Source organism: Streptomyces sp. NPDC017520 (assembly GCF_044329855.1).
Lineage (GTDB): Bacteria > Actinomycetota > Actinomycetes > Streptomycetales > Streptomycetaceae > Streptomyces.
In genome coordinates this window covers 506,594-527,641 of the sequence record NZ_JBIRKB010000001.1, presented here as the reverse complement: position 1 = coordinate 527,641, position 21,048 = coordinate 506,594, and the positions used below count along the sequence as shown (strand labels likewise).

General features: G+C 70.9%; 20 protein-coding genes. 6 read left to right on the top strand and 14 right to left on the bottom strand.

All coding sequences use genetic code 11. The features are described from left to right. Positions 1-57: 57 nt before the first annotated feature. The 4 genes from ACH4KB_RS02385 to ACH4KB_RS02370 all read right to left on the bottom strand — a co-directional run bounded on the left by ACH4KB_RS02385 (position 58) and on the right by ACH4KB_RS02370 (position 4,322). A complete protein-coding gene (locus tag ACH4KB_RS02385; RefSeq protein WP_398062762.1) occupies positions 58-1,377 on the bottom strand; it encodes a hypothetical protein in 1,320 nt (439 codons plus the stop codon). Further along, on the bottom strand, positions 1,367-1,945 hold the full coding sequence (locus ACH4KB_RS02380; protein ID WP_398062760.1) for a DUF6114 domain-containing protein: 579 nt from the start codon (positions 1,943-1,945) through the stop codon (positions 1,367-1,369). The genes ACH4KB_RS02385 and ACH4KB_RS02380 overlap by 11 nt, the downstream gene beginning before the upstream one ends. A gap of 93 nt (positions 1,946-2,038) precedes the next feature. Next, positions 2,039-2,683, bottom strand: coding sequence for a DUF6230 family protein (locus tag ACH4KB_RS02375; protein ID WP_398062758.1), 645 nt, complete (start codon positions 2,681-2,683; stop codon positions 2,039-2,041). A gap of 667 nt (positions 2,684-3,350) precedes the next feature. Next, positions 3,351-4,322 carry a tetratricopeptide repeat protein gene (locus tag ACH4KB_RS02370; RefSeq protein ID WP_398062756.1) on the bottom strand — a complete coding sequence of 324 codons (972 nt, stop codon included), beginning with the start codon at positions 4,320-4,322 and terminating at the stop codon, positions 3,351-3,353. Positions 4,323-4,776: 454 nt separating this feature from the next. Here ACH4KB_RS02370 and ACH4KB_RS02365 point away from each other — a divergent pair, with 454 nt between their 5' ends. Then, positions 4,777-5,403, top strand: coding sequence for a TetR/AcrR family transcriptional regulator (locus ACH4KB_RS02365; RefSeq protein ID WP_398062754.1), 627 nt, complete (start codon positions 4,777-4,779; stop codon positions 5,401-5,403). A gap of 37 nt (positions 5,404-5,440) precedes the next feature. Here ACH4KB_RS02365 and ACH4KB_RS02360 read toward each other — a convergent pair whose 3' ends face one another. From ACH4KB_RS02360 to ACH4KB_RS02345, 4 genes are all read right to left on the bottom strand, one after another. Then, positions 5,441-7,141: a methylmalonyl-CoA mutase gene (locus ACH4KB_RS02360; RefSeq protein WP_398062752.1), complete on the bottom strand. Its 1,701-nt coding sequence runs from the start codon at positions 7,139-7,141 to the stop codon at positions 5,441-5,443. Between the two features lie 95 nt (positions 7,142-7,236). After that, complete coding sequence (locus tag ACH4KB_RS02355; RefSeq protein WP_026290710.1) at positions 7,237-7,563, bottom strand: DUF3817 domain-containing protein; 327 nt, start codon at positions 7,561-7,563, stop codon at positions 7,237-7,239. Positions 7,564-7,642: 79 nt separating this feature from the next. Next, complete coding sequence (locus ACH4KB_RS02350) at positions 7,643-8,152, bottom strand: MarR family winged helix-turn-helix transcriptional regulator (protein ID WP_217226404.1); 510 nt, start codon at positions 8,150-8,152, stop codon at positions 7,643-7,645. Between the two features lie 10 nt (positions 8,153-8,162). Next, positions 8,163-9,821 (bottom strand): MFS transporter, encoded by a 1,659-nt coding sequence (locus ACH4KB_RS02345; protein WP_398062750.1) that lies wholly within the window; start codon positions 9,819-9,821, stop codon positions 8,163-8,165. A gap of 81 nt (positions 9,822-9,902) precedes the next feature. Between ACH4KB_RS02345 and ACH4KB_RS02340 the strand changes: the two genes are divergently transcribed. Together ACH4KB_RS02340 and ACH4KB_RS02335 are read left to right on the top strand one after the other, a co-directional pair. Next, on the top strand, positions 9,903-10,886 hold the full coding sequence (locus ACH4KB_RS02340; RefSeq protein ID WP_398062749.1) for a DUF5937 family protein: 984 nt from the start codon (positions 9,903-9,905) through the stop codon (positions 10,884-10,886). 212 nt (positions 10,887-11,098) lie between these two features. Continuing rightward, on the top strand, positions 11,099-12,148 hold the full coding sequence (locus ACH4KB_RS02335) for a glycoside hydrolase family 6 protein (protein WP_398062747.1): 1,050 nt from the start codon (positions 11,099-11,101) through the stop codon (positions 12,146-12,148). A gap of 20 nt (positions 12,149-12,168) precedes the next feature. Here ACH4KB_RS02335 and ACH4KB_RS02330 read toward each other — a convergent pair whose 3' ends face one another. The 6 genes from ACH4KB_RS02330 to ACH4KB_RS02305 all read right to left on the bottom strand — a co-directional run bounded on the left by ACH4KB_RS02330 (position 12,169) and on the right by ACH4KB_RS02305 (position 18,639). After that, the gene (locus ACH4KB_RS02330) at positions 12,169-13,407 is read right to left on the bottom strand and encodes a hypothetical protein (protein ID WP_398062745.1); all 1,239 of its coding nucleotides are present in this window, start codon (positions 13,405-13,407) and stop codon (positions 12,169-12,171) included. Next, entirely contained in the window at positions 13,404-13,961 is a 558-nt protein-coding gene (locus ACH4KB_RS02325; RefSeq protein WP_398063330.1) for a SigE family RNA polymerase sigma factor, read from the bottom strand. Before ACH4KB_RS02325 ends, ACH4KB_RS02330 begins: the two co-directional genes overlap by 4 nt. A gap of 78 nt (positions 13,962-14,039) precedes the next feature. Beyond that, entirely contained in the window at positions 14,040-15,995 is a 1,956-nt protein-coding gene (locus tag ACH4KB_RS02320; protein WP_398062743.1) for a galactose oxidase-like domain-containing protein, read from the bottom strand. A gap of 3 nt (positions 15,996-15,998) precedes the next feature. Next, positions 15,999-17,816 (bottom strand): glycosyltransferase family 2 protein, encoded by a 1,818-nt coding sequence (locus ACH4KB_RS02315; RefSeq protein ID WP_398062741.1) that lies wholly within the window; start codon positions 17,814-17,816, stop codon positions 15,999-16,001. Between the two features lie 182 nt (positions 17,817-17,998). Further along, positions 17,999-18,292, bottom strand: a complete 294-nt coding sequence (locus ACH4KB_RS02310) for an MTH1187 family thiamine-binding protein (protein WP_265599293.1) — start codon at positions 18,290-18,292, stop codon at positions 17,999-18,001. Next, positions 18,289-18,639, bottom strand: coding sequence for a DUF3817 domain-containing protein (locus ACH4KB_RS02305; RefSeq protein WP_003966215.1), 351 nt, complete (start codon positions 18,637-18,639; stop codon positions 18,289-18,291). Before ACH4KB_RS02305 ends, ACH4KB_RS02310 begins: the two co-directional genes overlap by 4 nt. Positions 18,640-18,862: 223 nt before the next feature. Between ACH4KB_RS02305 and ACH4KB_RS02300 the strand changes: the two genes are divergently transcribed. From ACH4KB_RS02300 to ACH4KB_RS02290, 3 genes are read left to right on the top strand one after another with little or no spacing between them, the layout of a single operon-like run. Further along, the gene (locus ACH4KB_RS02300) at positions 18,863-19,495 is read left to right on the top strand and encodes an AIM24 family protein (protein ID WP_398063328.1); all 633 of its coding nucleotides are present in this window, start codon (positions 18,863-18,865) and stop codon (positions 19,493-19,495) included. Beyond that, positions 19,495-20,145, top strand: coding sequence for an AIM24 family protein (locus ACH4KB_RS02295; RefSeq protein ID WP_398062738.1), 651 nt, complete (start codon positions 19,495-19,497; stop codon positions 20,143-20,145). The genes ACH4KB_RS02300 and ACH4KB_RS02295 overlap by 1 nt, the downstream gene beginning before the upstream one ends. Then, positions 20,142-20,906, top strand: a complete 765-nt coding sequence (locus ACH4KB_RS02290) for an AIM24 family protein (protein WP_398062736.1) — start codon at positions 20,142-20,144, stop codon at positions 20,904-20,906. The genes ACH4KB_RS02295 and ACH4KB_RS02290 overlap by 4 nt, the downstream gene beginning before the upstream one ends. Positions 20,907-21,048 lie beyond the last annotated feature (142 nt).

Below are 21,048 nucleotides of genomic sequence, written 5' to 3'. Positions count from 1 at the left end.
AGGAGTACGGCCCACGGCCCTGTGCGGCTCCCGGACGGGACCGGGGTCGGGCGGCTGTCAGCCGTTGCCGCCGTCGAGGTAGTTCTTCAGCCCGGGAACGGTGAGCGTTCCGCCGAACTGGCCGGCCTGGACCACCTTCACCTTGGTGAAGAAGGCGTAGGGCACGTTCAGTGGCGGCGGGGTCTGGGGGCTGAAGGTGATCGGGATGAGACCGAAGAGGTTGCCCTTCAGCTCCTCCGTGTACATCGTCACCTCGCCGTCGCGGATCGTCGACGTGGATCCGGGCCGCGACTTCACATGGCCGGTCGTGCCCGCGGGGCCGACGGTCAGCTGGTGCAGGTCCTTGATGTCGATGGAACTGGCGGTGAACTTCAGCACCTTCTTGATGCTGCCGTCCCCCTTCTTCACCTCGACGATGCCGTGGTAGTCCAGGCCGTTGAGGGTGAGCAGCGTCGACTCCAGGATCCACGGGTCGGACGGCAGCAGCGGGATGCCGGGCTCCAGTTCGGCGGCGGCGAGCGCGTCCGGGTCGGGCTCGGGGCACGGGAAGCGGGGCTTGGCACCGTCCGGGATGTCCTCGTCCTTCCTGGGGTCGAGTCCCTTGACGTCCTCGTCGAGTTCCTCGACGTCCTTGCCCGCCTTCCCGGCCGCCTCGCGGATGGCGTCGGCCGTCTTGTCGGACGTCTCCTTCGCCTTGTCCGCCGCGCTCCCGGCCGGGTCCGTCGGCTCGTCGGACGGCTCGTCCGACGGCTTCGGGGCCTCGGTCGTGGGGCTCGGGGACGGGCTCGCCGGCTCCTGGGTCCCAGCCTTGTCGTCCGGCCCGTCGAAGAGGTCCTTGAGCGCGTCGCCGACCCCGAGCGGGTCCAGCGGGTTCTTCGACTTCGTGGGCGTCGGGGTCGCGGAGGGCGCCTCGGCGGGCGTCTCCCCGGCGGACCGCGCCGACTTGTCCGCGTCCGTGCCGGGCGCGGGGCCGTCCTTGCCGGTGTCGGAGGCGGAGCCGCTCGCCGAGGGCTTCGGGGTCGCGGCGTCGTCCGTGCCGCCGCCCTCGCCCTTGTCCTTCTCGTCCTTCGCCGTGGCCGACGGGGACGGGGTGGCCTCCGGCGACTCGGACTCGCTCGGCTCGTCGGACCGGGTGACGCACGGTCCGGGCGCGAACGGGATGTCGGCACGGTCGTCGGCCAGAGCCAGCTTGGGCGTCAGCCCCATGCCCACGAAGACCGCCGTCGGCATCGCGGCGAGCGCCAGGGCCTTCTTGCCGCTGGGCAGGTGGAGTTTGGTCAGCAGCGACTTCCTGGGGGCCGCGTGACGGGGGCCTTTGCGCTCGCGGAGGTCGTCGCCGGGGTGGGCGTTCATCCGCTGTCCGTCGTCACCCCGCACGGTTCCTCCCGGCGTCGCCGTCGGCTGCCAGGTCGTATCCGGCGCCCTGCTGCTGCGGCACGGCCGAGGTCGCGGCGTGCGACTCGTCCTCGGAGCGCTCCTCGTACGGCAGGTCCTTCGCCGGCGCGCGCCGGGATCCGTGCTCGCCGAACGGCTCTTCGTCGCTCCTGGTCTCGCCCGGGACCCAGGAAATGGACAGGGCTCCGCCGATGAGGGCGAGGACGAATCCGATGACGAAACCGCCGATGTTGGCGACAGGTATGGAGATCAGCGCCAGCAGGATGGAGGCGACGCCGGCGAAGACCCGGACGATGCTGTGGAACCACATCGTCAGGCCGAGCGTGACCAGGAGGACCCCGATGATCAGGGACCCGGCGCCGGCCGTGGTGGACATGGCCAGCGTCACGTTGCCGAGGTGCATATTGGCGTACGGGAAGTAGGCGATGGGAAGGCCACCGGCCATGGTGAACATGCCAGCCCAGAACGGCCGGTTACCCCGCCAGGCGCGGAAGCCTCGCCGATAGGCGCGGATGTAGTGCTCGTTCTGCCCTGTGGACTCGGGGCTCATGGAAAACAGCTCCCTGGAACCGGTACTGCTGGAGGAGAAGAAGAAAGGGTGGGCGGCCGAACGCCGTTGAAGCACCGGCCGCCCGAGCGAGTGCTAGTAGCACTCATCGACGCCGGAGACGAGCTTCAGCGACAGGTCGGGAAGCTTGAACGTCCCCGCCGTCGTGGCCCACGCCTTCTGCTTGACGCCCTTCAGCACAGCCTTGTCCGCGCGCTGGGAGAAGCCGTTCTCGTTGGCCGTGGTCCCCGGCTGGATACCGGGCTTGCCATCCGCCTTCGGCAGCGACCCCGCCGCGACACCGATGTCGATGTTCCTGAACTCGGCGTCCGCACCGAGCTCCGACACATCGAGGTAGAGATCCTTGGCGAAGACCTTCTCCTTGCCGGTGCCTGCCGTCAGCTTGAGGGTGACGTTGCCGAGGTCGAACGGCAGGTTCGGCGTCACCACCGACTGGCACATGTCGGTGATGTATGCCTTGCTGAAGCCCGACACCGCGACCGGGGCGTGCATCGGCTTGCCGTCCAGCGTCTTGCCCGACGCCACACTGCCGTACTGGACGAAGTCCCAGCCCTCCAGCTGCTTGGCCTCGACCTTGAACTCCTGCCCGGAAACGCTGAACGACGCGGCCAGCGCGCCCTGCGCCAGGCCTATGCCGACCGCGGCCGTCGCGGCGACGCTCGGCACCATGACCAGAGCGAACCGCTTCCATCTCGTCCCACCGCGAACCTGGGAACTCATACTTGCTCCTTCTTCTCGGACGTACATCTCCGGTCCGGGCGTCGTGCCCGTCCCGGGATGGGAGAAGTGCTACGTCCTCGGGAAGGAGAGCGCCCGCACTCGGAGACGTGTCCCGCATCCGATCCACCGGCGTTCACCCCCGAGCGACAACCACTGGCCGCGCTGTCCGCGCGGCCGGTCGGACAGGCCCCGCCTGTGGGCGGGAACCCCCCTGTCCGTGGTCGGCGTCACTGCCGCCGACCACTCGGTGGGGACCCAACAGCCCCTCGGGCACCGGCTGGAGACCGGGCTGAGGGTATGGGACCGAGCGTGGCCGATCGTGGTCCATTCACGGCCGTGACACAAGGGGGATCGTTACTGACTAGTAACGGCCCGATAACCACAGGTCGACAGGGCGGCATCACACGGCGACACAGGGTGGCACGAAAGGGACATCCGAATGGCGGGAAACTTCATGAAAACGGGACAGAACAACCGACCCGCCTTACTGCGAGTAACAGCTTGCATCTTTGTCAAGATTTGGTAAAGCGAGGGCTTCGCGGGCGCTTCCTTGGCGCCAGGACGGCAAAACGGCCGCGCCGCCCAGAAGGCAGTGCGGCCGTCTTGTCACTTCGGCACAATCGGGCGCGTCCGGAGCGGACGGCGGGCCCGGGACCTCTCGTTCGGATCAGAACAGGACGCGGGCCAGCGCGGTGCGCGCGGCGGTGACCCTGGGGTCCTCCGGACCGATCACCTCGAACAGCTCCAGCAACCGCAGCCGGGCGGCGTCGCGGTCGTCGCCCGCGGTGCGGCGGACCGCCTCGACGAGCCGGCCGAAGGCGTCCTCGACGTGCCCGCCGACCAGGTCGAGATCGGCGGCGGCCAGCTGCGCGTTCACATCGCCCGGACTGTCCGCGGCTTCCTTGCGGACCGCCTGCGGGTCCAGGCCCTGGACGCGGCCGAGCAACTCCGCCTGGGCCAGGCCCAGCTTGGCCTCCGGGTTGCCCGGGTCGTCCGCGAGGACGTTCTTGTACGCCTGGACCGCGCCACCGAAGTCATTGGCGTCGAGAGCGGACGCGGCGGCCTCCAGCACGGCGTCGTACGGGCCTGCCGGCACCTCGGCCGGGACGGCGTCCGCCGGGGCGGCGTGAGGGTCGACGGCGATCCCGGTCAGCCCGAAACGCTCCTCGCCGACCTGGATCAGCTGGTCCAGCGTCTCGCGGATCTGGGCCTCGGGGGCCGCGCCCTGGAAGAGCGGGAGGGCCTGCCCGGCGACGACGGCGAAGACCGCCGGGATGCCCTGGATGCCGAACTGCTGCATCAGCATCTGGTTCGCGTCGACATCGACCTTGGCCAGCAGGAAGCGGCCGTTGTACTCGACGGCCAGGCGCTCCAGCAGGGGGCCCAGCTGCTTGCACGGCTCGCACCACTCGGCCCAGAAGTCGATGACGACGGGGACTTCGGCGGAGCGCTGGAGGACATCGCGGTCGAATCCGGCTTCATCGACGTCGATCACCAGGGCGGTGGGCGCGACGGCTCCGGAGCCCCCGGTACGGGCGGCCTCCGCGCGGGCCTGCTCCGCCTTGGCCTTGGCCTCACCGGCCGCCTTGACAGCGGCGAGGTCGACAACGCCGCTCATGGACATGTTCCTAGGCTGCATGCGTACATCCTCCCCCCTGAGCACACCGTTCCGGAAAGCGAGTGCGAGAACCGGACCGGCCCGGTCGCCCCCAACCGGTGTGCGGGGGGCGGACGGGCCGAGGCGGCCCCGGCTCCCCGGAGCGCCCGTGGGGCCCGGAGGAACCGGACGGGCCCCTGAAAGACCCTGGCTGGAACTGACCGGACCCCGAAGGGCCCGGGTGGACCTGCCGGATCCCCATCCGGCCGGTCCGTGCGGCTCCGGGTCCCCACCCGGCGCCTGGGATCCCCGTGGGGACCCCGGTGGCTGTCGCTCGTTCGTTCCGTGGCGCAGGGGGCGATCCGGCCGCCTTCCTTACGCTACGACCCGTAGCGTAACTGCCGATCACCCCGCCCGGACAGGTGATCCCGGTGATCTGTCTCACGGGTACCGGAGCACAACCATCTCCCCTACCGGCCGGTATGGTCGCCGCATCATGAGCGACAGCGACCCCCGAACCACTCGAACAGGACGTCCGCGGAGCACCGCGGCCGATGCCGCGATCCTCGAAGCGACGCGGGCGTCCCTGGTCGATCTCGGCTGGTCGAAGCTGACGATGAGCGATGTGGCGACCCGGGCCGGGGTCGCCAAGACGACCCTCTACCGGCGCTGGGCGGGCAAGAACGAACTGGTCGTGGACGCGGTCGCCGTCCTCTTCGACGAGCTGGAGCTGCCCGACCGGGGCAGCCTGGCCGCCGACGTGCAGGGCGTCGTGCTCCAGTTCGCCGCCCTGCTGGAGCGGCCGGAGGCCCGTACGGCGCTGATGGCGGTGGTCGCCGAGGCCACCCGCGACGACTCGCTGCGCCTCCGGATCCGCTCGGCCATCGTGGACCGGCAGAAGCGGCTGGTGCTGCTGGGCCGGGAACGCGCCCAGGCCCGCGGCGAGCTGCGGTACGAGGACGACTCCTCGACCGCCGCCCGCAACGCGGACCTGATCTTCGACGTGATCGCCGGGGCCGTGGTACACCGCACGCTGGTGAGTGCGGAGCCGGTGGACTCCGCCTGGGCGAGCGGCTTCACCTCGCTGCTCCTGCTGGGGCTGGCGGGCGCGCAGGCCGGATAGCGGGGCTTCAGAACCCCGGCGGCTCCGTGTAGGGGCTTCAGAACCCCGGCGGCTCCGTGTAGGTGCCCCACTCCTCGCGCAGCACCCCGCAGATCTCGCCGAGCGTGGCCTCGGCCCGCACCGCGTCCAGCATCGGCGCGATCATGTTCGAGCCGTCGCGGGCGGAGGCGAGCATCGCGTCGAGGGCGGCGGTCACCTTGGCGTCGTCGCGGGCGGCCTTGCGGTCCGCGAGCTGGCTGACCTGGTCGCGCTCGACCTCGTGGCTGACCCGGAGGATCTCCAGGTCGCCGGTGACCGAGCCGTGGTGGACGTTGACGCCGACGACCCGCTTGTCGCCCTTCTCCAGGGCCCGCTGGTACTGGAACGCGGACTCGGCGATCTCGCCGGTGAACCAGCCGTCCTCGATGCCGCGCAGGATGCCGGAGGTCATCGGCCCGATGGGGTGCTGCCCGTCGGGGTGGGCCCGGGTGCCGCGCTCCTTGATCTGGTCGAAGATCTTCTCGGCCTCGGCCTCGATCCGGTCGGTGAGCTGCTCGACGTACCAGGAACCGCCCAGCGGGTCGGCCACATTGGCGACGCCGGTCTCCTCCATCAGCACCTGCTGGGTGCGCAGGGCGATCTCGGCGGCCTGCTCGGAGGGGAGTGCGAGGGTCTCGTCGAGGGCGTTGGTGTGCAGCGAGTTGGTGCCGCCGAGCACGGCGGAGAGCGCCTCGACGGCGGTGCGCACCACGTTGTTGTACGGCTGCTGCGCGGTGAGCGAGACGCCGGCGGTCTGGGTGTGGAAGCGGAGCCACTGCGCCTTGTCGCTCCTGGCGCCGTACGTCTCCTTCATCCAGCGGGCCCAGATGCGGCGGGCGGCGCGGAACTTGGCGATCTCCTCGAAGAAGTCCAGGTGCGCGTCGAAGAAGAAGGAGAGCCCGGAGGCGAAGGCGTCGACGTCCAGGCCGCGCGAGAGGCCCAGCTCCACGTAGCCGAAGCCGTCCGCGAGGGTGTACGCCAGCTCCTGCGCGGCCGTCGCGCCGGCCTCGCGGATGTGGTAGCCGGAGACGGAGAGCGGCTTGTAGGCGGGGATGTCGCGGGCGCAGTGCTCCATCAGGTCGCCGATGAGGCGGAGGTGGGGCTCGGGCTGGAAGAGCCACTCCTTCTGCGCGATGTACTCCTTGAAGATGTCGGTCTGGAGGGTGCCGTTGAGCACGCCCGGATCGACGCCCTGGCGCTCGGCGGCGACCAGGTACATACAGAAGACGGGCACGGCCGGGCCGCTGATCGTCATCGAGGTGGTGACGTCGCCGAGGGGGATGTCTCCGAAGAGGACCTCCATGTCGGCGGCGGAGTCGATGGCGACCCCGCAGTGGCCGACCTCGCCGAGCGAGCGCGGGTCGTCGGAGTCCCGGCCCATCAGCGTCGGCATGTCGAAGGCGACGCTGAGGCCGCCGCCGCCCGCCGCGAGGATCATCTTGTAGCGCTCGTTGGTCTGCTGGGCGTTGCCGAAGCCGGCGAACTGGCGGATCGTCCAGGTGCGGCCCCGGTAACCGGTGGGGTGCAGCCCGCGGGTGAAGGGGTACTCCCCCGGCCAGCCGATCCGCTCGAATCCCTCGTACGTGTCGCCGGGGCGTGGCCCGTACGCGGGCTCGACCGGGTACCCGGAGAGCGTGGTGAAGTCCGCGTCACGCTTGCGGGCCTTGTCGTAACGGGCCTGCCAGCGGAGGCGGCCTTCCTCGATCGCGTCAGCGTCCATACCTCGAATTTACTAGGACGTCCTAGTAAATGTCGATGGCAAACCGCCCGGCGCTTTGCGCGGGGCGGTTCGGGGCAACCTGGAAGCCCTGGAGCTCAGGCCTTGGCGGTCACCGGTGCGGGGTCGGTGACCAGGGCGCGGGCCTCGCGGCTGACCTTCGGCTCGACGAAGAACGAGGCGAAGGGGATGCAGCCGGCGGCCAGCACCCACAGGAGCTTGCCGAAGGGCCACTTCGCCTTGGAGCCGAGATCGAACGCGAAGACGACGTAGACGATGAACAGCACGCCGTGGATCTGCGAGATCAGCATGGTGTCGCCGGTCTCGAAGCCGTACTTCGCGATGATCGCCACGGTGAAGACGAGCAGCCAGATGGCGGTGACGTAGGCCATCACCCGATAGCGGGTGAGCACGTTCTGTTTCATGGCTACGAGCGTAACGGGAGGACCGGGGCGATCTTCGCGCGACCCCGGCCCCGACCCCGGCCTCACCGGAGGCCCGCGTTCACTTCTCCTCGAAGTCCTGGGCGGCCACCCGCAGCGGACGCAGCATGGCGAAGATCTCGGCGCACTCCTCGGAGTCGTACACCCCGAGCCCGAAGTCGATCGCGACCAGGTCCCGGGTGGCCGCCTCGACGACGTCGCGGCCCTTGTCGGTGATGGACGCCAGCGTCCCGCGGCCGTCGTTGGGGTTCGGCCGCTTGTCGACGAGACCGGACCTGACCAGCCGGTCCACGGTGTTGGTGACCGAGGTGGGGTGCACCATCAGCCGCTCCCCGATCTTGGACATCGGCAGCTCACCGGCCTTGGAGAAGGCGAGCAGCACCAGCGCCTCGTACCGGGCGAAGGTCAGCCCGTACGGCTTGACGACGGCGTCGACCTCGGCGAGCAGGATCTGCTGGGCCCGCATGATCGAGGTGATCGCCCCCATCGAGGGCACGGGTCCCCAGCGCTGCTGCCAGAGCTCGTCGGCGCGGGCGATGGGATCGAAGGGAAGACTGAGCGGCTTCGGCACGGCATCGACCTTACCCATTGGTCACATGCCGGTCAGCCCCGTCTCGCCCTTCGGTATCGGACATTCGTCCGGGGGCTGTCCTGCGGACCTCGGCGACCAGCAGGAGCGTAAGGACGGTACCGATGATTCCGGATCCGGCGACCACCTGGTGCACGGGGAAGAACTCGGCCGCGAGCCCCGCCAGCGCCATCCCAAGACCCTGGACCGTCATCAGCCCGGCGGTGAGCAGCGTCATGGCCCGGCCCCGCAGCTCCTGGGGCACGGCGTCGACGAACCACTGGTCGAGCCCGATCGCATAGGCCGCGCCCGCGCCGGCCAGCGCGAGGACCGCCAGGGCGAGCGGCAGCCCGGGGCGGACCACGTACACGAGGAGCGGGAGCAGGCCGGCGGCGGCGACCGGAAGGACGATCCGGGAGCGGTTACGGGGGCTGAGCGCGGAGCCCACGAACAGTTCGGCCCCGATGTGCCCGACGGCCATCGCGCAGAGCAGCAGCCCGAGCGCGGCGGGCGGGGCCCCGATCGCGTCGGCGTACGGGGCGGCGAGCGCCTCCGGGGCCACCACGAACATCGGGGGCAGCCAGAACAGCAGCATCAGCGCCCGGACGCGGCGGTCGCCCAGCACCAGGCGGGCCCCGGAGAGCGACTCCTTGAGCAGCGTTCCGCCGCCGCCACCGGCACAGGCGCGGGCGGGGCGGTCACGGGTGCCGAAGCGGAGCAGGGCGGCCGAGCACAGGAAGGTCACCACGGTGACGGTGATCGCGCCGCGCGGGGACAGCACGGTGAGCAGCACCCCACCGGCGCCGAACCCGATGAGCATCGCGCTCTGGGAGACGATCCGCAGCAGCGAACGGCCCAGTACGTAGAGGTCGCCCTCGCCGAGGATGTCGGTGAGGGCCGCCATCCGGGTACCGGTGAAGACGGGTGCGACGGCGGCGACCAGGCAGCGCAGGGCGAGGAGTCCGGCGACCGGGGTGGCGGGCACCAGCATCACGGCGACGCAGGCCGCGCAGAGCAGGTCGCAGACGACGAGGACGCGGCGGGCCGGGTAGCGGTCGGCGACCCCCGCGAACAGCGTCCCTCCGATCATGTACGGCAGCAGCCCCAGCGCGAACGTCAGCGCGCTGAGCAGCGGGGAGCCGGTGAGGTCGTAGACGAGCACGGTGAGCGCCAGCTCACTGACGACGACGCCGAGCAGCGAGAGCAGGTGCGCGGCGAAGACGGCCCGGAACTCGGTGACGGCGAAGACGGCCCGGTAGCCGCGCGGGGCGGCGGACGCCGGGGCGGCGGGGCCGGAAGCGCAAGAGGCCGGGGCGCCCGAACCGGGAGCACAGGACGCCGGGGCGCCGGGACCGGGAGCGCAAGGAGCCGGAGCGCCCGAACCGGAAGCGCAAGGAGCCGGAGCGCCCGAACCGGAAGCGCAAGGAGCCGGAGCGCCCGAACCGGAAGCGCAGGACGCCGAAACCTCGGGACCGGGAGCGCAGGACGCCGGGGCCACGGGGCCGGGTGCCCAGGGAGCCGGGGCGCCCGGGCCGGCGGTGGGCTCCCGGAGCGTGGGCCCGGAGCCCGGGTCAGGGCGGGCGGCACGCTCCGGGGGCGGAGCCGGGACCGGTGCCGCCGGGGCGGGCGGGGTGCGGGGTGTGTCCGCCGGGGCGGGGCTGTCGGTCGGCATGGGGCGAGCCTGCGGCCCGAACGCGGCCGGTCCTAGACTTTCGGCTGGAGCCGAAAGTCCGGGCCGACGCGAGGGGGAGGCATGCCGTTCCAGCTGCACTTCGGCGAGAGCGATCTGCTGCGCTGCCGGTTCGCGCTGTCACCGCTGTTCGAGACCCAGGAGGCGGTGCGCACCCTGCACCGCACCGGCCGCCACGGCTACCACCTGCCGTGGCTCCGCCGGATCCGGGAGGCGTCCGGGGCGCTGGACCTGGAGCCGCTGTGGCTGCTGATGCCGGCCGTCGGCCACAACCCGGACTTCATCTGCCCGCCGCCGATCGGGCCGCTCGCGACGTTCGAGGAGGAGATCGCGGCCGTCCGGGCGGTCGATCCGGAGGTGGCGCGGGCCGACATGGCGCTGGCCCTGGCGGACCGGCCCGGCGGGGCCGCGTCGGCGACGGGCCGGCGGCTGCTGGCCGATCCGGCGCGGGCCGTGCGCGAGCTCGCCGACCTGCTGGAGCGGGCCTGGCAGGCGCTGATCGAGCCGTACTGGCCCCGGCTGCGGGCGTTGCTGGAGGCCGACATCGCCTACCACTCCCGGCGGCTCGCGGAGAGCGGCCTCGAGCAGCTGCTGGGCGAGGTGAGTCCCCGGCTCAGCTGGAACGGCTCGACGCTCACCGTGGCCGGGACCCGGGGCGACCACGAGCGGGTGCTGGGCGGGCAGGGGCTGGTCCTGATGCCGAGCGTCTTCGTCTGGCCGGAGGTCGTGGGCGGCCACGAGGAGCCGTGGCGGCCGGGGCTGATCTACCCGGCGCGCGGCATCGGCGGGCTGTGGAGCGAGTCCGGCGACCGGACCCCGGAGACGCTCGCCCGGCTGCTCGGCCGGGTCCGGGCCGATGTGCTGTGCGCGCTGGACGAACCGGCCGGGACGAGCGCGCTGGCGCACCGGCTGGGCATCGCCCCCTCGTCCGTGTCGGCCCATCTCTCCGTGCTGCGCGGGGCGGGGCTGCTGGCCTCGCGGCGCTACGGACACCAGGTGCTGTACGAGCGCACTCCGCTGGGGATCGCGCTGGCCGCCTCGGAGTGACGCGCGCCGGGCCGGGCCCAGGCCCTGTCGTCGAACTCCCGCCTGACCCCGCAGGGCCGCCCTACGGGCGACGACGGGAGTTCGGCGACAGGACCTGGCGGCGTACGGGTCACGGAGGGTGTCACGCTGACACTCTCCGTAACGAATGTGTCACGATGGCCCACGCTCCCTGTGTTCCGTGTCCGTGAGTCATCACCGTCCGAGGGGTCTGGATGTCCGGCCGCAGAATCGTCCCCCGCGCTCTCCCCCGTACCGTCCCCGTCCTGGCCGCCCTCACCCTGGCGGCCGTTCTCACCGCGGGCTGCTCGACACCGGAACCGCGCGTAACCAAAACCGCCGACGCGGCGGAAGAGCTCGTCCGGGGGGAGCCCGCCCCGAGCGCGGCCTCCCCGTACTGGGTCGACCCGAACAGCGACGCGGCCCGCCAGGTGCGCGCCTGGGAGAAGGAGGGGCGCGAGGCGGAGGCGAAGATCCTGCGGCGGATCTCCGGCCGGCCGGTGGCCGACTGGCCCGCGTGGGACGACCCGGCCCCCGGCATCCGGGCCGCCGCGAAGTCCGCCGCCCGCACGAAGAAGACCATCCTGCTGGTGGCGTACAACATCCCGCACCGCGACTGCGGGCTCTACTCCGCGGGCGGCGCCAAGGACGCGGACGCCTACCGTTCCTGGATCGGCGAGTTCGCCGACGCCATCGGCAACGCTCCGGCGACCGTGATCCTGGAGCCCGACGCCCTCCCCCACATCACGGACGGCTGCACCCCGCCCGAGCACCACGCCGAGCGCTACCAGCTCCTCTCCGAGGCGGTGGACACGCTCAAGGCCCTGCCGAAGACCCAGGTCTACCTGGACGCGGGCAACCCGGACTGGATCGACGAGCCGTCCAAGATGGCGCAGCCACTGCGGCAGGCCGGCATCGACCGGGCCGACGGCTTCTCCCTGAACGTCTCCAACTTCCAGTCGAACGAGAGCGTGAAGGCGTACGCGAAGCGGCTCTCCGACGCCGTGGGTGGCTCGCACTTCGTGATCGACACCAGCCGCAACGGCAACGGCCCCCTGTCCGGGGGCCGTGAGGAGGCCTGGTGCAATCCGCCGGGCCGGGGGCTCGGCACGCCGCCGACCACCGACACCGGCGACGACCGGCTCGACGCCTATCTGTGGATCAAGCGGCCGGGCGACTCCGACGGCACCTGCCGGGGCGGCCCGCCGGCCGGCGACTGGTGGCCGGAGTACGCGCTCGGCCTGGCGAGGCGCGCCGCGTCCTGAGCCGGTCGCGGCGCGCGCCCTCAGCCCCGGGCGAAGATCGGCTCCCAGCGCTTCGCCGAGTGGTCCCTGGGCGTGCGGGCGCCACTGAGGGAGATCGTCTCCTTGCTGCCGATGCCGACCAGCACCAACCGGTTCTCGTACTCCCCGCCGCCCGGTGCGATGTCCCAGGCGATCAACCGCGTGTTGTCGACCCAGGCGAGGAGTTCCTGACCGCGCAGCTTGGCGACGCGCTTGCCCGTCCGGGGGTCGAGGACCTGGGTGGCGGTGGTCTTCACACCGCCCGCGAAGGAACCGGCGACGAGTTCGCCGTCCGGGGAGAGGCCCGCGGGCGCGGACATGAGGTCCACGTGGGCCTCCTCGGCCGGTACGGTCACCGCCTTGCCGTCGAAGTCGCGGTAGACGACGCCGGGGGCCATGTTGATGGGCTCGTACAGCAGGGTGCCGTCGGTGTTGAAGCGCAGGTTCTCGCCGGAGCCGTAGTTCCCTCCCCCACCGGAGAACGCGGGCAGCGCATGCCAGCTGGATGCGCCCGTCGCCACGTCGACGACGGCGAATCCGGTGCGGCAGGGCACCCGCCACGGCTCGTAGCCGTCGTTCACCTGAACCTTGTGGGACCAGTAGGCGCGGTCCGGGTTCTTGTCGTACGTGGTGGCCACCAGCTTGCTGCCGTCGGGCGAGAAGAAGAGGCCGCCCACACCCTGGGCCAGCGGAATCCAGCGGGTCACCTTCCCGGTACGGAGGTCGAGCAGCCCGACGCGGGGGGCAGGCAGTTCGCGTTCCAGGACGGCGGCGGTCCGCATACCGGGGGCGACGGCGAGGAAGGACCAGCGCTCGTCCACCTCGTAGCGGCCGGTCTCCTGGTTCAGCACCGAGTAGGTCCGCTCGACGACCTCGTCGCGGTTGGGCTGCCGGACCTTCTCGGAGGTGAAGTACGCGGCGAGGACCTGATCACCGACGGCGATCCTGTCACGCGGCGGGGACTGGTCGACCTGGCGCTGGACACCGTGGTCGGAGACTTCGCCGCCGACCACGTGGATCCCGCGCCCCCTGCCGGTGTCCGGGTCGCCGGAGCCGAGCAGCGTGGGTACGCCCACGGCCGCGACGACGACCAGGACCGTGGTCCCGGCGGCAGCGGCGAGGGTACGGGCCCGGCGCCGGCGTCGCTCGGCGAGAATCCGGCCGGCGAGGCCGGGACGCGGGGCCGGGACGCCGGCCGCCTGCTCGCGCAGAGCGTCACGGACGAGTTCCTCGACGTTCACGGTCGTACCTCCACGGAAGCGAGATTGCGGGACGGCGGCTGCTCCACGCCGAACCCGCCGAGCGCCGTGAGTTCGGGCGCGTGGGCACGCAGTCTGGCCAGGGACCGGTGGGTGGTGGACCGCACGGTGCCGACGGAACAGCCGAGGAGGCGGGCGACATCGGCCTCGGGCAGGTCCTCGAAGAAGCGCAGCACGAGGACGGTGCGCTGCCGAGCGGTGAGCCGGGACAGCGCCTCACGCATCACGAGACGCAGATCGGCGGCGCCCGAGCCGTCCGTGCCGCTGCCGCGGTCGGGCGGCTCGGCGACGGTCACCTCCCGTCTGCGCCCCTTCAGCCGCCAGCGGCTGACCTGCTGCCGGTAGAGGATCCGGCGTACGTACGCCTCGGGTTCCTCGATCCGCCCCCATCGCCCGGCGGCCTTGATCAGCGCGTTCTGCAACAGGTCCTCGCCCGCGTGGCGGTCTCCGCCGCTGAGCACCACGGCCGTCTTCAGCAACGCCGCGGAACGGTTGCTCACGAAATCGACGAAGCTCTCCTGGCCTGCCGCGTCCACGGTCACCTTCTCCTCCTGGGCGGGCCCCTGCCCTCCCCGACCGTACTGACGCGCGCGGGTGTCTCCCGCTATGCCTGCTCAGGCGACCTTGACCCACTTGGCCTCGGAGGGAACGCCGTCGGTGTCGGTGACGAAGAGCATGTACCAGCCGGGCGGCACCAGCGTGGGGTCGTCCGGCACGGTCACGCTCACCTTGCCGTCGCCCTTCTTCAGGCCCAGTTCGATGGAGCGCTGCTCCACGTCGGTGGTGTGGGTGACGGCGCTCGGCCGCATCAGCCGGGCGGTGGCGATCCGGTCGGCGTCGGCGCTCTCGTACGTGACCGTCGTGCCGCGCTCGGCGTTCTCGGGGCCGTTGCCGATCACCGGGCGCTCGTCCCCGCCCCGGTGCAGGGCGGGCGGGGTGTAGACCTCCATGCGCTGCTCGAACTTGCCGAGCTTGGTGTTGTCCTTGTCGCCGTAGAGCGAGTCGGAACCGAAGGTCGCCACCCGGCCGTCGGGCAGCAGCAGCGCCTCGGAGTGGTAGTTGCGCCCCACCGTCGGCTCGGCCGCCTCCTTGAAGGTGTTGGTCTTCGGGTCGTAGGACTGCGCCTTCAGGATGTTGCTGTTCCCACGGCCCCGGTAGTCCTCGGATCCGCCGCTGGTGAAGACGGTGTCGTCGGGCATGATCACGCTGTTCAGATAGCGCGTGCCCTGCGGCAGGTCGGGGCCGGGCTCGAAGGCCGGGTTGTCCTGCTTGAGGTCGATGACCGCCGTGCGTGCGGTGGACTTCTTCGACTCGCCGACCCCGCCGCCGCCGAGGACCATCACCTTCTGGTCCTGCACGGGCGGCAGCAGCAGCGAGGCGGCCGTCTCCAGCTGGTCGGTGTCGGTCAGTCCGGGCACCTTGGTGAAGGTGTTCTTCTTGATGTCCCAGATCCCGGGCTCGCGCCCCTTGTCCGCCGGCCCGTAACCGGCGTTGGCGCCCGGGTAGAAGAGCTTGCCGCCCTTGGTCAGGAAGAGCGCCGGGTAGGTCGGGAAGTACTGGAAGGGGCCCTCGGACCACTTCTTCGTCTTCGGGTCGTAGATCTCGTTGTCGCCCGGGAGGATCGCGCCGACGTCGTCGAGGCCGGAGACGGAGAGCACCCGGCCGTCCTCAAGGCCGACGAGCGTCGGATACCAGCGGGCCTCCTTCATCGGGTCGACCTGGATGTACTTCTCCGCCGTGGGGTCGAACTCGTAGGCGGCGCGGATCCCCTGGAAGTCCTGCTTGTCCATGGTGATCTTCTCGGCGAGGCCGTAGGAGTTGTCGGCGGCCTTGCCCTTCAGCCCGACGATCTCGTACTGGGCGGCGTCCGCCGCCACCGCCTCGGGTCCCTCGTCCACCGCCTCGACGAAGACCCGCTGCTCGGAGGCGGTCACCTTCGTCTTCCACGGCTTCATCTGGCCGCTCTCGAAGTAGTCGACCTCGAACTCGCGCTTGGCCTTGGGGACGGTGACGTCGAACTTGGCCACGTACTCGACGCCGGAGGGCGAGCGGAAGACCGTGCCCTTCTTGAGCTTCAGCGGCTTGTCCGGGTTCTCGTTCTTGACCCGCATGCCGCCGCCGGCCCGTTTCACCTTGTCGTCGAGCACCTCGTAGCGGGCGGTGCCGCCCGCGATCAGGAGGCGGCCGTCGGGGAGCTGTGCGTGGCCGCCGCAGAAGAAGTCCTCGGGGGTGGGGATCTTCTGGAAGGTGTTCTCGGCCGGATCCCACAGCACCGTGTCGAAGGTGCCCGCGTCGAAGTGCGCCTCGTCGTTGCCGGAGCCCGCGACGATCAGCACCTTCCCGGTGTGCAGAAGCGCCGCGTGGATCGCGTTGGTCCGGTACTCCTTCGGGATGTTCACCTGCTCCCAGGAGCCGTACTCCGCCTTGTACTCCGGCTGGTCGATCTTGTACGCGTGGTACCTGTCCTCGGCGAAGGACAGGGCCGCGGGAGCGTTCAGCCCGGCGAGCAGCAGCACCGCGCCGCCTCCCAGGAGCGTCTTCCTCATCTGCTTCGAGGGCCGGTAGGCCATGGGTCAGTTCCCTCCTGCGGTGGTGGTGGCGGTGGTGCCGGCGCTCGCCGCGGTGGTCGCCGACGGGGCGGGGCCGGCCGTGGTGGTGACGTAGACCGGTTCGGGCGGCGGGGGTGCCAAGACGGGGACGGCGCGCGCCGTCTCGGCGCGCCTGTCCTCCCGGACGGTCCAGGCCCAGACGGCGACCGGGGAGAGCGCTATCGCGAGCCCCAGCGTCGCCCAGGTCCGCATCGCCACATGGGTGTGGTCCAGGTACACCGACGCGGCGAGCGAGGAGAGCAGGACCGCCGCCCAGAAGAGGTGGATACGGAAGGTGAGCAGCCGGTCCGGGGAGGCCTGGCCGCCCTTGGGCGTGACGACGAACCGGCCGTCGGTGCGCAGCACGGCCGAGCCCAGCGACTTCAGGTAGATCGGCGCGGAGAGCGCGGACATGGCCATGCCGGCGAGACCGCCGGAGCCCTCGGGCTCGTGCGGGGAGACGTTGTGCCGGCGGTTCCAGAGGTAGAGCCCGATCTGGAGGGCGGCGGCGTCGCTGTAGAGCATCAGCCAGATGGAGGCGGCGACCTGGGTGCCGGACGCCCCGAACCAGAGGAACAGCACGCAGCTGCCCACGCCGAGCAGCCAGTTGACCGCGGTCATCGGGTAGTAGACGAGCATCAGCGTGTAGCTGAGGAGGCGGCCGGGGGGCACCCGGAACAGCGCCTTGCCGTACTGCTTGAACAGCGTCTCGTACGTTCCCCGGGACCAGCGCAGCTGCTGGGTGAAGAAGTCCGTCCAGGAGGCGGGCCCCTCGCCCACGGCCAGCACGTCGGGCGTGTAGACCGAACGCCAGTAGCGCCCGGTGCGCGGGTTGCGGCGGCGGTGGATCTCGAAGCCGGTGGCCATGTCCTCGGTGATCGAGTCGTACAGGCCGCCGACCTGCCGCAGCGCGGCGATGCGCACGACGTTGTTGGTGCCGACGAACATCGGGGCGCCGTAGCGGTTGCCCGCGCGCTGGATCAGGGCGTGGAAGAGGAACTGCTGCGACTCGGCGGCCTTGGTGACGGCCGAGTCGTAGTTACCGTAGACCTGCGGTCCGACGACGAAGGCGACGTCCGGGTCGCGGAAGTAGCCCATCATCCGTTCCAGGAAGTTGGGCATCGGCACGTGGTCGGTGTCGACGGAGGCGAAGAAGTCGTAGTCGCCGCCGTGCAGGGCGATCCAGGCGTTGTAGTTGCCGTGCTTCGTCTTCGCCTTGTGGACGCCCTTGTCCCGGTTCCACTCGGGGACCCCGCGCCGGGTGAAGTGGTGGACGCCCAGTTCGGCGCAGAGCATCCGGGCGCCGGGGTCGTCGCCCTCGTCGAGCAGCCAGACGTCCAGCGGGCCGGGGTGCTTCAGGCGTACGGCGCCCTTGAGGGTGGCGCGGACCATGGAGAGCGGTTCCTTGCCGGGGACGTACGTGGTCAGGAACGCGACCCTGGTGCCGGGCTCGGGCGTCACCGGGACCGGGTCCCGCGCGACGAGCGTGGCGTGTGCGATGGAGACCACGTTGACCAGCATGAACAGCTCGATCAGCGCGATCGACACCAGCATCACGGTGTCGGCGACGACCAGCCAGCGCTCCCCGTTCTCCCGCTCGGTCCAGTGCGTGGGCCAGACCAGGTACAGGAGCAGGACGCCCGTGAGCACCGGGGCGAGGGTCATCAGCAGGACGGCTCTTATTCGGTGCTTCTCCGTCGAGAGCAGGCTCTTGTACCGCACCCGGTACCCCGTCGGTTCCGGCTCCGTGAGCGGACCCGCGAGCCGGCTGTAGGTGTCGTAGTCGTAGCCCTCCGACCGCACCGTGCCTCCCACTGTCGAACGGGTTGATATCCCCACAGAAGGGGACGGCTAACGGTGTGTCGACTTGGCGGGTCCGAGTGAGCGGTTTTTGGTCCGGAACCGGAAAAGCCCCCGGCCGTGTGGCACTGGGGGCTTTTCGGGTGAACGCGGATGGAGGCGGGACGTCCCGCGCGGACGGCGCGTCAGGACGAGAGGTGACGCTCCACGGTCGCGACCTTGGAGGTCAGGCCGTCGGTGACGCCGGGTCGGATGTCGGCCTTAAGTACCAGGGAGACGCGGCCGGCGCGGGCCTCGACGGCGGCCACGGCGCGCTTGACGACGTCCATGACCTCGTCCCACTCCCCCTCGATGGAGGTGAACATGGCGTCGGTGCGGTTGGGGAGACCGGATTCACGCACGACCCGGACGGCGTCGGCGACGTACTCCCCGACGTCCTCGCCGACACCGAGCGGGGAGACGGAGAACGCGACGATCATGCGCTGACCGTGCCCTCGCGGCGGGCGCGGGCGGCGATGACGCCGTCGGCCTCGTACTTCTTGAGGAGCTTGTCGCCGTAGAGCCCGCCGAAGGGGATGACCGCGAGGACGAAGAACAGCGCGACGCGCTTGAGCGGCCACTTGGCCTTGACCCAGACGTCCAGCAGGAACACCACGTAGATCGTGAAGAGGAGGCCGTGCAGCGCGCCCAGCGGCGGCATCAGGAAGTCGATGTCCGAGACGCGCATGAGGAGCGAGCCGAAGATGAGCAGCGCCGGGAAGGAGAGCGCCTCGGGGAGCGAGATGAGGCGCAGCCGGTGCAGGGCGGAAGCGGTCTTGATGTCCACGAGGGCACCTTCGAGTGGGAGGGTCGCGTGAGCTTGTGAAGACACGCACAAGCCGCCCCCATTGTGGCATCGCACCGGCGCGCCCCCGGCGGCGGGGGCCGCCCCGTCCGCCGGTGCGCGTATCGCCGCATATCAGGGCCGGTCCGCGTGCGCATCAGGGACGTAACGGTTCCGGAGTCTCTGGCCGGGGTGCGGCGGGGACGGCTACCGTCGTCGCGTGGCGATGTTCCGACTCCAAGGCAGCAAGACGCTCGCCGTCGACCTGACGGGCGATGCCGTCAAGGCGAAGAACGGCTCGATGGTCGCGTACGACGGCCGGATGTCCTTCAAGAAGATGTCCGGCGGCGGTGAGGGGCTCCGGGGCATGGTGACCCGCCGGCTGACCGGCGAGCAGATGACGGTGATGGAGGTGTCCGGGCAGGGCACCTGTTACTTCGCCGACCGGGCGAGCGAGATCAACCTGGTCTCGCTGGGCGGCGACACCCTGTACGTGGAGGCGAGCAATCTGCTGGCCACCGACGCCGGGCTGCGCACGGGCACGACGTTCACCGGGCTGCGCGGCGGGGCGAGCGGCAACGGCCTGTTCACCACCACGGTGGAGGGCACCGGACAGGCGGCGATCACGTCGGACGGCACGGCGGTCCTGCTGCGGGTGTCCCCGCAGTATCCGCTGATGGTCGACCCCGGCGCGTACATCGCCCACCAGGGCCGGCTCCAGCAGAGCTTCCAGGCGGGGGTGAACTTCCGGACGCTGATGGGCGAGGGCTCCGGCGAGGCGTTCCAGATCCGCTTCGAGGGCGAAGGCCTGGTCTATGTGCAGCCGAGCGAGCGCAACACCGTCGGGGGCGATGTCTGATGCCGTTCCGGGAGATCAACTCCAAGATGGTCGAGGCCACCCTGGCCCCGGGCCAGCAGCTGTTCAGCCAGCGCGGCGCGATGCTGGCGTACCGGGGCGAGGTGTCCTTCACCCCGAACATCCAGGGCGGGCAGGGCGGTGTCGCGTCGATGATCGGCCGCCGGGTGGCGGGCGAGTCGACGCCCCTGATGACGGTCGAGGGCTCGGGCACGGTGATGTTCGGCCACGGCGGCCACCACATCCAGGTGATCGAGCTGGCGGGCGACACCCTGTACGTGGAGGCCGACCGGCTGCTCGCGTTCGACGGGACGCTCCAGCAGGGCACGATGTTCATGGGCTCGCAGGGCGGGGTGATGGGCATGGTGCGCGGCCAGGTGACCGGCCAGGGCCTGTTCACCACCACGCTCAAGGGGCACGGCGCGGTCGCGGTGATGGCGCACGGCGGGGTGATCGAACTGCCGATCACGCCGGGCCGGGACGTCCACGTCGACCCGCAGGCCTACGTCGCCCACCACGGCGAGGTCCGGAACAAGCTGTCCACGGCGGTCGGCTGGCGGGACATGGTGGGGCGGGGCTCCGGCGAGGCGTTCCAGCTGGAGCTGAGCGGCAGTGGTGCGGTGTACGTCCAGGCGTCGGAGGAGAAGCTGTGAGCACGCCCGTGGTCCTCGACCCGATGACGCTGCCGTCGGACGACAACGTCAACTCCTACACCTTCTGCGTGGAGCTCAAGGGGAGCCGGTGGTTCCTGCAGAAGGGCAAGATGATCGCCTACTACGGGCAGATCCAGTTCGACGGCATCGGGCACGGCCGGTTCGAGCGGCTGGTGCGCTCCAGTTTCCATTCGCCGCTGCACGCGGGCGACTGGGTGGTGGCCGAGGGCAGCGGGAAGATGCTGCTGGCGGACCGGGCGTTCGACGTGAACTCCTTCGACCTGGAGGACGGGAACCTCACCATCCGCTCCGGGAACCTGCTGGCGTACCAGCCGACGATGGCGCTGAAGCAGTCGATCGTGCCGGGGTTCGTGACGCTGATCGGCACGGGGAAGTTCGTCGCCGCGTCGAACGGCCCGGTGGTGTTCATGGAGCCGCCGCTGCGGGTGGACCCGCAGGCGCTGGTGGGCTGGGCCGACTGCCCCTCCCCGTGCCACCACTACGACCACGGCTACATGACGGGCGTGATGGGCGGTATCCGGTCACTCACGGGGATCGGTGGGACGTCGGGCGAGGAGCACCAGTTCGAGTTCGTCGGGGCGGGCACGGTGCTGCTCCAGTCGAGCGAGACGCTGATGGCGGAGCAGGCGGCGGGCGTGGTGCCGAACGAGCCGGGCGTTCCGGGTGGCGGGGGTCGACCCGGATCCGCTCCGCGCATGCCCGGCCAGCTGGGGGACCTCCAGCGTCGCTTCGGGTTGTGAGCGGTAGTCTGCGGAGTGTGACGTCGAACGCCTGCGCCCAGCCGTCGGTGCTTGCCGACGGGCCTTTCGGCGCTCCCGCGGGCCGGGGGTGCCGGTCGTCACACACCCCAATTTCGTCCGGCTTTCAACTTCTTAGGTAGAA

Coding starts and splice junctions, on each gene's coding strand:
- ACH4KB_RS02380 (WP_398062760.1), bottom strand. CDS start 1,945: ATGAGCCCCGAGTCCACAGGGCAGAACGAGCACTACATCCGCGCCTAT.
- ACH4KB_RS02375 (WP_398062758.1), bottom strand. CDS start 2,683: ATGAGTTCCCAGGTTCGCGGTGGGACGAGATGGAAGCGGTTCGCTCTG.
- ACH4KB_RS02370 (WP_398062756.1), bottom strand. CDS start 4,322: ATGCAGCCTAGGAACATGTCCATGAGCGGCGTTGTCGACCTCGCCGCT.
- ACH4KB_RS02365 (WP_398062754.1), top strand. CDS start 4,777: ATGAGCGACAGCGACCCCCGAACCACTCGAACAGGACGTCCGCGGAGC.
- ACH4KB_RS02360 (WP_398062752.1), bottom strand. CDS start 7,141: ATGGACGCTGACGCGATCGAGGAAGGCCGCCTCCGCTGGCAGGCCCGT.
- ACH4KB_RS02355 (WP_026290710.1), bottom strand. CDS start 7,563: ATGAAACAGAACGTGCTCACCCGCTATCGGGTGATGGCCTACGTCACC.
- ACH4KB_RS02345 (WP_398062750.1), bottom strand. CDS start 9,821: ATGCCGACCGACAGCCCCGCCCCGGCGGACACACCCCGCACCCCGCCC.
- ACH4KB_RS02340 (WP_398062749.1), top strand. CDS start 9,903: ATGCCGTTCCAGCTGCACTTCGGCGAGAGCGATCTGCTGCGCTGCCGG.
- ACH4KB_RS02335 (WP_398062747.1), top strand. CDS start 11,099: ATGTCCGGCCGCAGAATCGTCCCCCGCGCTCTCCCCCGTACCGTCCCC.
- ACH4KB_RS02320 (WP_398062743.1), bottom strand. CDS start 15,995: ATGGCCTACCGGCCCTCGAAGCAGATGAGGAAGACGCTCCTGGGAGGC.
- ACH4KB_RS02310 (WP_265599293.1), bottom strand. CDS start 18,292: ATGATCGTCGCGTTCTCCGTCTCCCCGCTCGGTGTCGGCGAGGACGTC.
- ACH4KB_RS02300 (WP_398063328.1), top strand. CDS start 18,863: ATGTTCCGACTCCAAGGCAGCAAGACGCTCGCCGTCGACCTGACGGGC.
- ACH4KB_RS02295 (WP_398062738.1), top strand. CDS start 19,495: ATGCCGTTCCGGGAGATCAACTCCAAGATGGTCGAGGCCACCCTGGCC.